The organism is Malaciobacter marinus (genome assembly GCF_003544855.1).
Taxonomy (GTDB): Bacteria; Campylobacterota; Campylobacteria; order Campylobacterales; family Arcobacteraceae; genus Malaciobacter; species Malaciobacter marinus.
The window spans coordinates 135,705-151,585 of sequence record NZ_CP032101.1 but is presented as its reverse complement, the minus strand read 5'-3'; the positions used below and the strand labels follow the sequence as shown (position 1 = coordinate 151,585).

Annotated in this window: 17 protein-coding genes; 10 read left to right on the top strand and 7 right to left on the bottom strand. The window is 27.2% G+C overall.

Annotated features, from left to right (window positions below; translation table 11 throughout):
* From AMRN_RS00750 to AMRN_RS00735, 4 genes are read right to left on the bottom strand one after another with little or no spacing between them, the layout of a single operon-like run.
* Positions 1-552, bottom strand: coding sequence for a DUF507 family protein (locus tag AMRN_RS00750; protein WP_079580266.1), 552 nt, complete (start codon positions 550-552; stop codon positions 1-3).
* Between the two features lie 3 nt (positions 553-555).
* Positions 556-1,806: an adenylosuccinate synthase gene (locus AMRN_RS00745; protein ID WP_099311057.1), complete on the bottom strand. Its 1,251-nt coding sequence runs from the start codon at positions 1,804-1,806 to the stop codon at positions 556-558.
* A 5-nt stretch (positions 1,807-1,811) separates the two neighbouring features.
* Entirely contained in the window at positions 1,812-2,657 is an 846-nt protein-coding gene (locus AMRN_RS00740) for an ATP phosphoribosyltransferase regulatory subunit (protein WP_099311058.1), read from the bottom strand.
* Between the two features lie 3 nt (positions 2,658-2,660).
* The gene (locus AMRN_RS00735; protein ID WP_099311059.1) at positions 2,661-3,767 is read right to left on the bottom strand and encodes a pyridoxal-phosphate-dependent aminotransferase family protein; all 1,107 of its coding nucleotides are present in this window, start codon (positions 3,765-3,767) and stop codon (positions 2,661-2,663) included.
* Positions 3,768-3,966: 199 nt separating this feature from the next.
* Here AMRN_RS00735 and AMRN_RS00730 point away from each other — a divergent pair, with 199 nt between their 5' ends.
* The 5 genes from AMRN_RS00730 (at position 3,967) to AMRN_RS00710 (ending at position 6,720) form a co-directional block, all read left to right on the top strand.
* Complete coding sequence (locus AMRN_RS00730) at positions 3,967-4,155, top strand: hypothetical protein (RefSeq protein WP_099311060.1); 189 nt, start codon at positions 3,967-3,969, stop codon at positions 4,153-4,155.
* Between the two features lie 138 nt (positions 4,156-4,293).
* The gene (locus AMRN_RS00725) at positions 4,294-4,917 is read left to right on the top strand and encodes a LysE family transporter (protein WP_099311061.1); all 624 of its coding nucleotides are present in this window, start codon (positions 4,294-4,296) and stop codon (positions 4,915-4,917) included.
* An 86-nt stretch (positions 4,918-5,003) separates the two neighbouring features.
* Positions 5,004-5,456 carry a MarR family winged helix-turn-helix transcriptional regulator gene (locus tag AMRN_RS00720; protein WP_099311062.1) on the top strand — a complete coding sequence of 151 codons (453 nt, stop codon included), beginning with the start codon at positions 5,004-5,006 and terminating at the stop codon, positions 5,454-5,456.
* A gap of 50 nt (positions 5,457-5,506) precedes the next feature.
* Positions 5,507-6,076, top strand: coding sequence for a YceI family protein (locus AMRN_RS00715; protein ID WP_099311063.1), 570 nt, complete (start codon positions 5,507-5,509; stop codon positions 6,074-6,076).
* Positions 6,077-6,252: 176 nt separating this feature from the next.
* A complete protein-coding gene (locus tag AMRN_RS00710; protein ID WP_099311064.1) occupies positions 6,253-6,720 on the top strand; it encodes a CDGSH iron-sulfur domain-containing protein in 468 nt (155 codons plus the stop codon).
* Between the two features lie 29 nt (positions 6,721-6,749).
* On the opposite strand, the gene purM is transcribed toward AMRN_RS00710, so the two are convergent.
* Positions 6,750-7,745 (bottom strand): phosphoribosylformylglycinamidine cyclo-ligase, encoded by a 996-nt coding sequence (purM, locus tag AMRN_RS00705; RefSeq protein ID WP_099311065.1) that lies wholly within the window; start codon positions 7,743-7,745, stop codon positions 6,750-6,752.
* Between the two features lie 182 nt (positions 7,746-7,927).
* Here purM and AMRN_RS00700 point away from each other — a divergent pair, with 182 nt between their 5' ends.
* Genes AMRN_RS00700 through purT form a run of 4 tightly spaced genes read left to right on the top strand, consistent with a single transcriptional unit; the run spans position 7,928 to position 11,049 of the window.
* Positions 7,928-8,482, top strand: a complete 555-nt coding sequence (locus AMRN_RS00700; protein WP_228150821.1) for a spermine/spermidine synthase domain-containing protein — start codon at positions 7,928-7,930, stop codon at positions 8,480-8,482.
* Positions 8,483-8,539: 57 nt separating this feature from the next.
* Positions 8,540-9,130, top strand: a complete 591-nt coding sequence (gene coaE / locus AMRN_RS00695) for a dephospho-CoA kinase (protein ID WP_099311066.1) — start codon at positions 8,540-8,542, stop codon at positions 9,128-9,130.
* Positions 9,127-9,867 carry a diaminopimelate epimerase gene (gene dapF, locus AMRN_RS00690; RefSeq protein WP_099311067.1) on the top strand — a complete coding sequence of 247 codons (741 nt, stop codon included), beginning with the start codon at positions 9,127-9,129 and terminating at the stop codon, positions 9,865-9,867. Before coaE ends, dapF begins: the two co-directional genes overlap by 4 nt.
* A 15-nt stretch (positions 9,868-9,882) precedes the next feature.
* A complete protein-coding gene (purT, locus tag AMRN_RS00685) occupies positions 9,883-11,049 on the top strand; it encodes a formate-dependent phosphoribosylglycinamide formyltransferase (protein WP_099311068.1) in 1,167 nt (388 codons plus the stop codon).
* A gap of 1 nt (position 11,050) precedes the next feature.
* Here purT and AMRN_RS00680 read toward each other — a convergent pair whose 3' ends face one another.
* Positions 11,051-12,952: a PAS domain S-box protein gene (locus AMRN_RS00680; protein WP_099311069.1), complete on the bottom strand. Its 1,902-nt coding sequence runs from the start codon at positions 12,950-12,952 to the stop codon at positions 11,051-11,053.
* A gap of 203 nt (positions 12,953-13,155) precedes the next feature.
* Here AMRN_RS00680 and AMRN_RS00675 point away from each other — a divergent pair, with 203 nt between their 5' ends.
* A complete protein-coding gene (locus AMRN_RS00675; RefSeq protein ID WP_099311070.1) occupies positions 13,156-14,007 on the top strand; it encodes a GP88 family protein in 852 nt (283 codons plus the stop codon).
* Here AMRN_RS00675 and AMRN_RS00670 read toward each other — a convergent pair.
* Entirely contained in the window at positions 14,004-15,863 is a 1,860-nt protein-coding gene (locus AMRN_RS00670) for a sensor histidine kinase (protein WP_099311071.1), read from the bottom strand. The two genes, AMRN_RS00675 and AMRN_RS00670, sit on opposite strands and share 4 nt — an antisense overlap.
* Between the last annotated feature and the right edge of the window lie 18 nt (positions 15,864-15,881).

Here is a 15,881-nt window from a genome sequence, read left to right as displayed (position 1 = left end):
TTACATTAACCCTCTTTTTATTAATTCTTCTTCATACAATCTATTGTAAACAATATCATACTCATCTGTACCAGGTATCAATCTTCTTTTATAATGTTTTATTTTTTCAAATACCACTTCATCTGCTTTTTCAAAACCTTTTAAAAATTCATCAATTGAAGTAAAAATCACATTTTTAACTTGATTGTCTGAACAAGTATAATGAATATAATCTTCTTCCCATAAATAGTCTAATATACTATGTGCAATATCTGAAAACCTGTCTTCATTATTTAAAATTACACCAAATTCATTTGCCATTCTTTTTTTTGTCATCCAAAAAAGTTGTCTATAATCTGCATTTAAAAACTCTATTTCAGACTCTTGTTCTTCTAAAATATCTGCAACTTTTTCATCTAAATCGTGTTCTTTATCCATATCTTCAAGTAATATTCTCTCAATTTCTTGAACAATTTCTTCTTTTGTTTTTCTAACTTCAACAAAATCACAATTTATTAAGTCTCTTGTAACTCTTCTTGCAATATATTTTGTATGATGTAACTTTATTCTCATAACCTACCCTCTTATTATTGTATCGTCTCTTTCTGGTGAAGTTGAAATAATTCCAACTTTTACTCCTGTTAGTTCCTCTATTTTTTTAATGTATTTTTTTGCATTTTCTGGAAGTTTTTCAAACTCTCGTACTCCAACAACACTATCCCAACCATCAATCTCTTCATAAATCGGTTTAACATTTTCTAAATCTAAAGGCATATAATCGATTCTTTGCCCATTGTACTCATAAGCAACACAAACTTTAACTTTAGGGAAACCATCTAAAACATCAAGTTTCATTAATGATAATTGGTCACATCCATTTAATCTACTTGCATGCTTAACAGCAATGGCATCAAACCATCCACATCTTCTTCCACGTCCTGTTGTAACTCCAACTTCTTTACCAATATCTGCTATTTTTTGACCTTGTTCAGTAAAGTCTTCTGATGGAAATGGCCCATTCCCAACTCTTGTAGTATATGCTTTAACTATTCCTGTAACCACACCAATATCTTTTGGGTTTATACCAAGACCTGTACAAGCTCCAGCACTTACTGTACTTGAAGAAGTAACATAAGGATAAGTTCCATGGTCAATATCAAGTAATGTACCTTGTGCACCTTCTAATAATATTTTTTTACCCTCATCTAAAGCTTTCCATACCATATTTGTTGTATTTGCAATATATGGTTCAAGTTTTTGCTTGTATGATTCTAATAATGCTACTAGTTCATCTTTTGATGGAACTTCTACACCTAATACATCAAATATAGCTTTGTTTTGTTCAAAGAAATCAATTATACCTGCTGCAAGTTTTGATGGATTTAATAATTCCCCCACTCTAAAACCTGATCGTGCAATCTTTTCTGCATAAGCTGGGCCAATACCTTTACCAGTTGTACCTATTGCTTTATCACCTTTAAGTTTCTCTTTAGCTTGATCAATTTGTGCATGATATGGTAAGTTTAAATGAGCTCTATCTGAAATAAAAAGTCTTCCCTCAAGTCCTTTAAATTGTTCCATCTCTTTAATTATTGATTCTGGACATAAAACAACTCCATTTCCAATAATATTTATTGCTTTTGGATTTAAAACACCAGAAGGAATTAAGTGTAAAGCATATCTAACTCCATCTACCCATATTGTATGACCTGCATTGTGTCCACCTTGACTTCTACAAACCATATCGTAATTTTGGGCAAGCATATCAACCATCTTACCTTTTCCTTCATCACCCCATTGAATTCCAACTATTAAGTCCGCTTTCATAATCTCTAATCCTCTAATATTTTTAATAAACTATCTGTATAAAGTGCAAATCCTAGTGAAGTAAAACCTTCACTACTATACATCCCACCTCTACTTAAAATAGAGTTACCGTCAATAACTCTATAATATATTCCATCATAGTATTTTAATGAACCATAATATAAAGGTGAAATTATAAGATTATCATAATTTACTTCCAATGCCTTATTATATAGATTATCTAATTCATCTTTAATACTATTTGGTACAACTTTTATTACTTCTTTTAAATCAGCAATATCTTTTACTTCTAAAAGTTTTGTTAGCCACTCATTTTTTAATTCAAAAAGTTGTGCTATTTCTCCATTTTTAAAAACTTCTATATCTATATCTAATTCTTTGCTAATAATTCTTGGTATTTTAATATTTGCTATTTGCAAAACAGGTTTTATATCAAGCTCATTTAAAATTTTCACATTTAAATTTATAATATCGGCAATGTTATCATGACTTATCCACTCACAACCTATTTGGTATTCTTCATTTGAGGGATAAGTAAAAATTGGCTGGATATAAAACCATTTTTTATGACTTGTTGTTCTACCTAACCTTCTTGTGATTATTCTTACAACATCTAAAGTTGAATCAGCTCTTAGTGATACTTGTTCATTATCTTTATCAGAAAACTTTATTAGTTTTCTTCCATGTTGTATTGATTGGTGTTGCGAATAAGAAAAATTTGGAGTAATAATTTCTTCAAAATCATTTTTGTATAAAATATTGCTAATTTTATACTCTAATTCTCTTTTTTGTTTCGCTTTTTTACCAAAATATAATCTACTTCCATTTGGTATTTCATGCTCGAAAATCATATATTATACCCCAAACATTTTTGATAAAAATATTTTATTTGCTGTTCCATCAAAAGTTCTAATTTTAAGCTCATCTAATGCAAGTTCGATTGTATTTACAACCCAAGATGCTTCATAATCTTCAACTAATCCCATATGATTAATTCTAAAAATTTTTCCTTTTAAATGATCTTGTCCACCAGCAATATTTACATTATACTTTGTTTTTAAAATTTTTCTAATTTCATTTGATTGTTCTGTATAAACTGCTGTCATTGCTTTTGCTGGAACTTTTGGATAAATTTCAAATCCAATTGCTTTTAAGGCTTCTTTTGTAGCTTCTGCTCTTTTATTAGTGTCTTCATAAAGTTTATCAAAACCTATATTCTCTTTTATATGAGTTAAAATCTCTTTAAGTCCAATAATTAGTGTAGTTGCAGCTGTCCAAGCAGTTGTATTTGTTTTTTGCTTTTTAATTTCAGTTGCTAAGTTAAAATAAAAACCTCTTGATTTTTTTTCTACTTTTGCTACTGCATCATTACTAAAACCAATTACAGCAAGTCCTGGAGGAAGCATAAGTGCTTTTTGACTTCCCGTAATAACAGCATCTAAATTTGAAGTATCAATTTCTTCTACTCCAACAGCAGTAATTCCATCTGCAATTATCATAATATCTTTGTTTAGTTTTTTAACTTCACTTGCTATTTGTTCAACTGGATGTCTTAATCCTCCAGCACTTTCACAAAGTTGAATAAAAATCGCATCTATATTTTTATCATTTTTTACTGCTTCAACTATTGATTCGACACTCACAGGAGTATTCCATTCATTTTTTATTTCAGTATAATCTATTTCAAAAGCTTCGCAGATTTTTCCAAATCGTGCACCGAATTTTCCTGAATTTATTGTTAAAGCTTTTTTATGAGTTAGATTAGTAACACAAGCTTCCATAGCACCTGAACCACTTGATGCTAGCATTACTACCTCATCCATTTTATATAACTCAAACAATAGTTCTCTTGTTTGCTCAAATATTTTTTCAAACTCTGGTGTTCTATGGTGGATTGTAGTATCTGCCATAGCTTTTCTTACAAACTCTGGTACAGGAGTTGGACCTGGTGTTAATAACATATTTAATATCCTTAAAAAATATCTTTATTTAGTAAAACTCAATATTTTATCCAAATTTATATTATGAAGAGGTTAATTTCCTCTTTACAAAAAAATTGAATTTTTACAGATTAGCTATTGACATTGACATAATTATTATGTATAATGACCATAATTTATGACTTTTAGTATAAAGTCAATTAATTTAAAGGAAGAAGACATGGCAAAAGAATTAAAAGAAAAAAAAGTTGCTAAAATAGCTAAAAAAGCTGCTAAAAAAGTAGTAGAAAAGAAAAAAGATGTTAAAAAAGTTGCAAAAAAAGTTGCAAAAAAAGTAAACAAATTAAAATTAACTAAACCAAAAGCTGCTAAAAAAGCTGCTAAAAAAGCTGCTAAAAAAGCTTCATAATAAAAGGCTAGTTTAATACTAGCCTTTTTATACTACAAAGACTTACTCTTTACAAATAAAAAAAAAGTTATAATTTCAAATTCAAATACTTAATATTTAAAACATACAACACAAAGTAAAAATTTATCAAGGATTATTATGAATTTAGATATTTGGCTTACACTAGTTATTGCTTCAATTTTTTTATCTATTTCTCCAGGCGCTGGAGCAGTAGTATCTATGAATTACGGATTAAAATATGGCCTTAAAAAATCTTATGGTGCAATTTTAGGTTTACAAACAGGACTATTTTTACAGACTTTTATTGTTGTTATTGGTCTTGGAACTATTATCTCAAAATCAGTTATGCTTTTTACTATAATAAAATGGCTTGGAGTTTTATATCTATTATATTTAGCTTTTACAAAAATTTTCGAAAAAGTCGAACTTGTTAAAGAAGAAGAGGTAATTAATACTTATAGTTTCAAAAAAGCTTATATTAGTGCTACATTGATAAATCTTACAAATATAAAATCAACTGTATTTTTAGTTGCATTTATTCCTCAGTTTTTAAGTACGCAATACTCTATGATAATGCAGTTTACAATTATATCTTTAACCTTATGTATTATTGATACTATTGTAATGACAGGATATTCAACTCTTGCTTCAAAACTCAAATTTTTAGTTAAAGATGTAAAAGCAATGAAAATCCAAAATAGAATCACAGGTTTTTTTCTAGCACTAGCAGCTTTTCTTGTATCAACTGCAAAAAGGGTATAAAGAATTAAAATTTAAAAAATCCCATATCAATTTTTAACTTGACATTACTACTAATTAGTAGTATAATTTCGCCAAGGGGTTTTAATATGAAGAATAAAACTACAAAAAGTTATGGAAAAAGAACTGACAAATCTATGAAAGCTGTCGTAAGACTAGAAAGATTAAGATTAAAAATTCATAATAAAACTGTAAATTATTTAAATAATTTTAACCTTACATTTAATCAGTTTAAAGTTTTAGAAGTTTTATATCACAGAGGTGATTTAAATATTAGCTCTATTACAAAACTAACTATGAGTACTCCAGGAAATATAACTGTTGTAATTAAAAATCTCAAAAGAGATGGTTGGATTGCTACAATTCCTGATAAAAAAGATAAAAGAGCTTCAATTTTAACTCTTACAAATAAAGGTCAAGAAGTTATTGAAGAAGTATTTCCTCTTCATGCAAAAAATCTATACAATTGGATGGAAGTTTTAAATGATGAAGAACTTGATACTTTATATGAGCTTTTAAATAAGCTTTATAAAGCAAACTAAAAAAATTTAGACCAATAGTACTAATTAGTACAATAAAAGGATAAAAGAAAATGACAAAATTAGTAAAACTTGGATTAGTTTCAGTTTTAAGTGCAGGTGCATTATTTGCAGGAACATACAATGTTGATGCAAGTCACTCAAATGTAGGATTTAAAGTGAAACATATGATGATTTCGAATGTTGCTGGTAAATTTGATAAATTCGCAGGTTCATTTGAATATGATGAAAAAACAAAAACATTAAAATCTTTAAATGGAGTAATTCAAGTTTCATCAATTAATACTTCTGATGAAAAAAGAGATAAGCACTTAAAAGAATCAGACTTTTTCGCAGCAAATAAATATCCACAGATTAAATTTGACCTTAATAAAGTTGAAGATGACAAAGCATATGGAAAGCTAACAATGAGAGGTGTTACTAAAGATGTTGTTTTAGATGTAGAAGTAAATGGAACAATTAAAGATCCATGGGGAAATACAAGAACAGGTTTAATATTAGAAGGAAAAGTTAATAGAATGGATTATGGAATCAAATATAATTCAATCTTAGAAGCAGGTGGCGTTGCTGTTGGAGAAAAAGTAAAATTAACAGTAGAACTTGAGGGAATACTAAGTAAATAATTAAGTATTTTAACTTTTTAAAATAAGGGGTAAAATAAGTTTTAATTAAAACTTATTTATGCCCCTTTTTCTTCTGTTTTTGTCACTTTGTTATGTTAAGATAAATATTAGTCTTTAAACATGGTGCTTTTCTTACTTAAAAGCTAAATACTACAACTTTAATAAAGGAAGTTAGTATGAAGAAGCTTTCACTCAGGTTTTTTAAGAATGGTCCAATCAAACTAATTAATGACTCAAATTTTTTACTAGAAAATAGTATTATTTATGAGGGCAAAAGTTTTGATTTGAATAAGTGTACTTTTATTTGTCGATGCGGAAGAAGCAAAAAACAACCTTTTTGTGAAGGCTCCCATTCAAATAGTAGCTTTGATACAAGATGTAAAACTTCAAAAGAGAAGTTTTCTCAAACATTTAAAAATAACTCATTAACTTCAACTAATAATGAGTTGCATAATTGTGCACAACTAATTATAAAAGAAAACTCTCCCATTCTTGCAAAGGGTAATATTTCTTTAAAAATAAATAATATTCCAGAAATAATAAATAAAAGAAATTTTAATTTGTGTAGGTGTGGTAGTTCTAGGTATATGCCATTTTGTGATCGTTCACATAATGATATTGCAGGAAGATACTATACCTTTTAAGGTATATAGTATCTTATGGAAGTAGATTATTATTTATATTCTACTTCTTTTTCTCCTTTTGCTAATTCTCCAATTACATAAGCATCTGTATTTGCTAAAATAGCATCTACATTCGCAGGATTTACAACAAGAACCATACCAACACCCATATTAAATGTTCTATACATCTCCTCAGATTCTACATATTTACTCATAAAATCAAAAATTGGTAAAGTTTTAATTTTATCTTTGTAAACAATTGCTTTTAAATTTTCAGGTAAAACTCTTGGAAGATTTTCTGTAATTCCACCGCCTGTAATATGAGCTAAAGCATTAATATTTTCTTTATTTGCTTTAAACTCTTTAACATAAATTCTTGTTGGTTCTAATAAAACATCTTTTAATGCTTTTCCATCAAACTCATCTTCTAAACTCATTTCAAGTTTTTCTAATAAAAGTTTTCTAACAAGTGAGAAACCATTTGAATGGATACCTGAACTTGGAAGAGCAAGTAATACATCTCCTGCATTTACTTTTTCAATTCTATTTAACTCTTCTTTTTCTGCAATTCCTACACAAAAACCTGCTAAATCAAAATCACCTTCTTTGTACATACCTGGCATTTCAGCAGTTTCTCCACCAACTAAAGCACACTCACTTTGAATACATCCTTGAGCAATTCCTTTTACAACATCTGTTGCTTCATCAACTTCAAGTTTAGCTGTTGCATAATAATCTAGGAAAAATAGTGGCTCACCAAAGTTACATAATAAATCATTTGTACACATAGCAACTAAATCTATTCCAACTGTATCAAACTTTTTAGAATCAATTGCTAGTTTTAATTTTGTTCCAACTCCGTCTGTTCCTGAAAGTAATACTGGGTTTTTATAACCAGTTGGTAACTCAAATGCACCTGCAAAAGAACCAATACCTCCTAATACACCTGGTATTAAAGTCGATTTTACATGTGGTTTTATATTCTCAACAAACTGATTTCCTGCGTCTATATCAACACCAGCATCTTTATAACTTACTGTAGACATTATTTCCCTTTTTATGTTTTAAAGTTTAAAGCAATATATACTTGTATCTATTAAAATGTTACCTCTAACACAAATATGTTTAAAAACTTCTGTAATTTTTTAGCACATACAAATATATCTATGTAATTTAAATTTTTTGTGGTATTATATCGAAAATTTAATAAAACAAAAGGACGGATTTTATGTCATGTTCAATGAATGATAACCAAGCTTTTAATGAAATGATGGTACATGTACCTTTATGCACACATAAAGAGCCTGAAAATATTTTAGTAATCGGAGAAACTAGCCCTGAATTAAAAAAAGAGTTAGAAAAACACCCATTTAATATTGAGTTTGGAGATGAAGCTTTATTAAACTCTAAAGATGAAAAAAATATTGATATAATAATTTTAACTAATATAAAAATTAGTGAGTTAATTTTGGCAAATATCAATAGAGTATTAAAAGATGATGGTCTTATAACTTTTAAAACTGAAAGTTTTCAAAATGATGAAAATAGACTAAAAGAAGATTTACAATTAGTTGGAACAAAATTTTGGATTGCAATGCCATTTAAATTTAGTCATAGCACAGCTATTTTAGCTTCAAAACAATATCATCCAACTGCTGATATTATACTTCAAAGATCTGATATATTAGATGATTTAGAGTATTATTCAACAGAGATACATCATGCATCATTTGTTTTTCCAGCAGCAATACATAAAGCTTTAACTACAATAGCTAAAAGATAAACTTTAATAATCTACAATTAAAACTAAAATAAATCATTATTATAGTAATATTTTACTATGAATAATGATTTGTTTAAAAATGCAATTGCCTTAACAGGCGGAATTTCAACAGGAAAAAGTACAGTTTGTAATCTATTTAAACTTCACGGTTTTTTAACTATTGATGCAGATAAAATTGCCCACAAGCTTCTTGATAAAAACAGCCACAAAGTAGAAGAGATGTTTGGTGCACAATATGTAGAAAATGGAAAAGTTTTAAGAAAAGAACTTGGAAAAATTATTTTTTCAAATGAAGAGAATAAACTAAAACTTGAAGCTTTACTTCATCCTTTAATTAAAGAAGAGATAATAAAAGAATCAAAAGTATTTGAAGAAGCAAATAAACCCTATTTTATTGATATACCTTTGTTTTTCGAAAAAATGCACTATCCTATTCCTAAATCTTTAGTTATTTATACACCAAAAGATATACAAATACAAAGACTTATGAAAAGAGATAATATTAGCAAAGAAGAAGCTAAACTTAAAATTTCTAATCAAATGGATATTGAAAAGAAAAAAGAGTTAGCAGATATGGTAATTGATAATTCAAAAAATTTAAAACATCTTCAAAAAGAAGTTGAAAAAATTATGGGGGAGATAATATGACATATACAAAATATAGTGCAAGTGGAAATGACTTTGTAATTTTTCACTCATTTATTAAAAAAGATTATTCAAAGGAAGCAATTGCTTTGTGTAATAGAACTGAGGGAATTGGAGCAGATGGCTTAATAGTACTAATTCCAAATAGTGATTATGATTTTGAGTGGTTATTTTATAATAGTGATGGAAGCCACGCAGCAATGTGTGGAAATGGCACAAGAGCTTGTGCACACTATGCTTATACTAATAATTTAGCATCATCTAATATGAAGTTTTTGACAGGTGCTGGAGCTATTGAATCTATTGTTGAAGATGATGTTGTACAAACACAACTTACAAAACCTATATTAATTAAAGATGAGTTTAGTCAAGATGGATTTACTTGGTATTTAGTTGATACAGGAGTACCTCATCTTGTAAGTATAGTTGATGACTTAGAAAAGTATGATAATAATTTAGCTTCTAAAATGAGATATGAGTATAACGCAAATGTAAACTTTGCAAAAATTGAAGATGGTAAAATATATGTTAGAACTTACGAAAGAGGTGTTGAGGGTGAAACATTAGCTTGTGGAACTGGAATGGCAGCTTGTTTTTTAAGAGCTAATAACTTGGGATTAGTAGAAGATATTGCAAATGTTTATCCAAAAAGTAAAGAAGAGTTAACACTTACAAAAAAAGATGAAAAACTATACTTCAAAGGTGCTGTAAAAAAAGTTTTTACAACATCAATCAATTAATATAAGAGGGAAAATATGAAATTTAGCGCACCATTAAAATCAGATTCAATAAAAGTTATGCTTCTTGGAAGTGGAGAATTAGGGAAAGAAGTAGTAATTGAAGCTCAAAGATTAGGAGTTGAAACAGTTGCAGTTGATAGTTATAATAATGCGCCTGCTCAACTTGTTGCAAATAAAGCTTATACAATCAATATGAAAAATAAAAATGAGATTTTAGATGTAATAAGAAGAGAAAAACCAGATTTTATTTTACCAGAAGTTGAAGCTATAAATATTGATGCTTTATTTACAGCTGAAAAAGAAGGTTACCATGTAATACCAAATGCAGATGCTGTTAATAAAACAATGAATAGAAAAAATATAAGAGAATTTGCAGCAGTTGATTTAGAACTTCCAACTTCAAAATATGAATTTGTATCTACATTTGAAGCTTTGCAAAGTGCAGCTTTAAACATAGGATTTCCTTGTGTAATTAAACCTGTTATGAGTTCATCTGGACATGGTCAAAGTATTGCAAAAAGTGAAGATGATTTAGCTTCATCTTGGGAACTTGCGAAGGAAGCTAGAGGAGATGCTAGTGAACTAATAGTTGAAGAGTTTATTACATTTGATTATGAGATTACACTTTTAACAGCAAGAAATGAGAATCAAACTGTATTTTGTGAACCAATAGGTCATATACAACAAGATGGTGACTATATATTTTCGTGGCAACCAATGAATATGAGTGAAACTGCAAAAGAAAAATCTCAAGAGATTGCAAAAAAAATCACTGATGGTTTAGGTGGAAGAGGTATTTTTGGTGTTGAATTATTTGTAAAAGGTGATGAAGTTTATTTTAGTGAAGTAAGTCCAAGACCTCATGATACTGGTATGGTTACAATGATTACACAATCTCAAAGTGAATTTGCCCTTCATATTAGAGCAGTACTTGGACTTCCTTTAAATTTTATTGATTACGGAGCAGGTGCAAGTGCTGCTTACAAAGCAAAAAATGATAGCTTTAATCCTACAATAGATATTAAAGATGAAGCTTTTACTAATACATCTTACGTAAGAGTTTTTGGAAAGCCTCAAAGCCATGAAGGAAGAAGAATGGCAGTTTCTTTAACATTTGACAAAAATAGTAGTGATAAAGCTTTACAACAAGCAAAAGAGTTAATTGAAAATTTCAATGATTAAATCAATCCTCTAAAGATTCTAAAATAGGAATCTTTAGAGTAAACTCTGCTCCTTTAAAACTATTTCCTTCATATTCAAACTCTTTATTTTTTACAGCAATTTCACCATTCATATGTTTTACCAAAATCTCTTCACACATATAAAGTCCTATTCCTGTACCTAAACTTTTATGTTTTGTAGTAAAATATGGTTCAAAAATCTTTCCTATTACATTTACAGGTATTCCTCCTGCATTATCACATATTTTTAAAATAATATTATTCTCTTTATCTTTATATATATCAATAAATATATATTTATACTCTAATGAAGACTCTTCTAGTGCATCTCTTGCATTATTTATTAAATTCATTATTACTTGTACAAGCTCATTATCAAAACCATATAAATCTATATCTTCAATATTTTCAATTATATCAATTTCTCTATTTTTTAATTTTGAGCTAACTAAGAAAAGTGCTTTTTTATATGTATTTTTTATATTAAATCTAACTTTTTCTTTATCAGGTTTAAAAAAGTCTCTAAAATCATCAATAGTTTGAGAAAGATGGTTACCAGATTTTACTATTGCATCTAAAACCTCATCCAAAAAGTCATCACTTAAAGTTCCAATTTCTTTATGTATTTTTACACTACTTGCACTAGTAGTTATAACTGATAAAGGTTGTCTCCATTGATGTGCAATATTTTCAAGCATTTCTCCCATTGCAGCCATTTTTGATTGGTGATGAATCATCTCTTCATTATCTTTTAGTTTCTTTTGAGCTTCTTTAATATCTGTAATATCATTTGCTATAATTAAAAGTTGTTTATTTCCATACCTATCAGTTATTGGTTTTTTAATAGATTGGAAATATCTTATTTTTCCAGTTAATATATCAGTTGATTCTTCATAAACTAACTTCGTCTCATCTAAATCCATAATCTCTTGAACACTTTGTAAATAGTGTTTTACTTGATCTTCATTTGGATTATAATCTCCATCACTTTTTCCTATCATATCCTCAGTTGTTGTATTATAAAGTCTTGCTATGGCTTGATTTACCAATACAAATCTTCCTTCATAATCTTTTACTATTATTATATTTGGATTTTCATCGATTATTGTATGAAGAAACTTTCTTTGTGCAATAATATCTTCTTCTCTTTTTTTCATTTGTGTGATATCTTCAATAATTGCTAAAACATAAAGTATTTCATTAAACTCATCTTTTATAGTTGAAACTGTAACATTTCCCCATAAAAGTTTATTATTTTTTGTAATATATCTTTTAGTGATTTTATACATTCCTATTTCATTATCAATAAGTCTATTAAAATGATCTTCATTTAAATCTAAATAATCAGAGTGAGTTATATCAAGATATGATTTTCCTAAGATTTCATCTTGTGCATATCCAAGCATATTTAAAAAAGCCAAGTTTGCTTCTATCATCTTTCCTGTTTTATCTGAAATTAAAATTCCTAAAGGAGAAAAATCAAAAATTGCTTTTAATCTCTCTTCTTTTTCCTCAATGTATTTTTGAATTTCTCTTTTTTCAGTTATGTCTTCTCCTGAACAAATTACTTGAGTAACTTTTCCTTGTCTTTCTACAAAAGAGTTTTTCCAAGAAATAAATTTTCTTTCTCCATTTAGTGTTAATATTTCATTTTCTACATATCTATTTATTTGCATATTTTTATTTGCAATCTCTTTTATAATATTAGCAATATAAGATTTTAGTTCTTGAGGAATAAAACTATCAACCCAATTCATAGAGACAATTTTTTCTTGTGATACGCCTAATATTTTGCAGGCTTGTTCATTTGCAAAAATAATATTAGAATTTTCATCCAATATTAAATATAGACCTTTTGTAATATTTAAATACTCTAAAATATTACTGTCAATCTGTTTTTGCATTTGGTTTACCTTTTATATTTGTTGTTGTTTATATTATATTTGTTTATTTAGTTAAAGTAAAGTTCTAATTATATTTTCTCACGTTTGCGTATAGTCTAAAAGCTTTTAATTGAGTTATTTATAAAAATACCTTTTTCTTATTATATGTTATTTAATCTTTATCTTTATATAATACCCGCCTTATTTAATCTAAAGGAATACTTTTGCAATACAATTACAACACAACTAATCTACTATCTAAAAAAATAAATGAAACAACTATAGTAGGTACTTTATATCTAGCAGCGCAAAAAAATATAATGCATGCTCCTATGTATGGCATAGAACATGATAAAAATGCTCTTAATTTAAATAAAGTGAATCTATGTAAAAATGCTACAAATGGGTGTGTCACAGCCTGTATTTATCATAACGGTCTATTTCAGAATTCACACTTTAGTAAAAACAAAATCAAACAAGCTAGAATCAAAAGAACATTTAAATTCTTACTTCAAAAAGAACAATTTTTCGAACAATTAATAAAAGAGATAAATGCCTTAAAAAGAAAAGCAAAAAAAGAAAATTTAAAATTACATATTCAACTTAACAAAACTTCTGATATTTTATGGGAAAAAGAAAACTTTATTTATAAAGATGTAGAGTACAAAAATATCATGGAATACTTTGATGATGTAAAGTTTTTTGATTATACAAAATATAATATATTAAAAAGTAGAAAAAAAACTCCTAAAAACTATACACTTATTTATTCACGAGCTGGATTGCACAAAGGAAAATTAGTAGATTCATGGGAAGATTTACAAAACTATTTAAAAAATAAAATAAATATTGCAATTGTTTGTACAAATAAAATAAAAGAAGAACTTTTAAATCAAAAAGAACATAATGACTTTTCAATTATAGATGCACAAGAGTTTGAAAAAGGTAATATCTCTCTTGATAACTGTATTGAGGGAACTATCTTAATTCATGAAGCAAAAATAGGAACTAATATAAATAAAAATAGTGCATTTGTCTTAGAGACACCAGAAGATATTGAAAAATATTTATACTAATCAACTAAATCAAAAGTTAATTTAAAACATGCACCTTTGTATTGAATATTTTCATGTACAAAGGTTTCATTAGATACTGCAATTTCACCATTTAAACTATCAGCTATTATCTGTTTTGACATATAAAGCCCTATTCCTGTACCTTTGTCTTTTTTTGTAGTAAAATATGGTTCAAAAACTTTATTTATAATACTCTTATTTATTCCACCAGCTGTATCTTTTATTAATAAAATAACTTTATTATCTTGTTTAAAAACATCTATAAATATTAATCTTTTATTATCTGTATTTTTAAGAGCATCTTTTGAGTTATTTATGATATTTATAAGCACTTGAACCAGTTCATTCTCTGCACCATGAATTTTTATATTTTCACAATTTTTTATAAAATATATATTATTTATATCAAACTGAGAGCTTAATAGTTTTAAAGTTTTTTCTACAACATCTTTTAAATTAAAATTGATTTTGTCTTTATTTGGCTTAAAAAAGTTTCTAAAATCATCAATTGTTTTAGACAAATGCATAACAGAGTTATGAATACTATCCATTCCTCTATAAAAGTTATCATCTTTTAATATATCCATTTCTTTTTCAAACTTAAGTCCTGTAACTGCTGTTGATATTACAGATAAAGGTTGTCTCCATTGATGAGTGATATTTGCAATCATCTCTCCCATTGCTGCCATTTTTGACTGCTGTGCCAAAATAGTATCTTTTTGTCTATTTTTTTGCGCTTCTTCTAATATCTTTTCTCTATATTCATAAAAACTTTTTTCCAATAATTTTATTACATAAAATGAAATTGCCAACATTATTATAGTTAAAACTGCGCATAAAAAAAGAAAGGATTTTATTGTTTCTTTATCTTCTTTTTCTAAAGTTTCAAGTCTTAAATCAAGCTCTTTTTTTAATGAATCTTTATGAAATGAGGCATAAATTGCCCACTGCCAATGATCAAAACCTTTAACAAAAGTAATTTTTTCTTCATATTCATCTTTATTGTTAACATAACTGAAAAAACCTTGATGATTTTTACTTTTTGCAATATTTAATAACTGTTTGTATGTTTTTTGATTTTTTTTGTTTCTTGAAGTAAGAAGTATCCCATCATAATCAATTACTGAAATTATTTTCTTATCTAAATATTTAATTTTTGAAATATATCTTAAGATATAACTTTTCAACTCTTTTTCATACTCTTGTGTATATTCACCTGTTCCTACAAAAATATTGTAAGGTTCAAATATTTTATGAAAACCTATTTTTCTTTTAATCTTTTTACTTTTTGGTTCTTCCCAATACCAATCATCATAAATTTCATTTTTTAACTTTAATGCTTTAATCCCCTCTTGAATTATTGATTTTCCAGTTATATCTTTATAATTCCATAAAGAGCGCCCTTCTAATGATTTCATAATAGGATGAAAAATATTATTGCCTTTCATATCGTAAATATAAAAATATCCCCTTCCATCTAGAAAGCGCATTTCTTGTAATGCAGCTTTCATCATATGAATTATCTCTTCTTTTGATTTTTGATTTTTATATTCATTGTAAAGTCCTTGCATAACTGAGTGGGCTTCATAAACTTGATATTTAATCAATTTTTTTAATCTATTCTCGCTATTTTGTTTATGAAACTGTATATACTCATAAACTCTATTTACTTCATTTTTTATTCTTTGTTTTTCTCTATTTATAAACTTTGACTTTAGATTTGTTATTTCTTTATAATAGTGTCTTTCATGTTCAACTAAAAATAGATACATTCCAATAATTGCAATTGCAAATATTAAAAAGAAAGGAAAAAATCTTATAATTCTAATGATATATTTTTCTTTTTTTGATAACATGATTCTACTTTTGTTTTT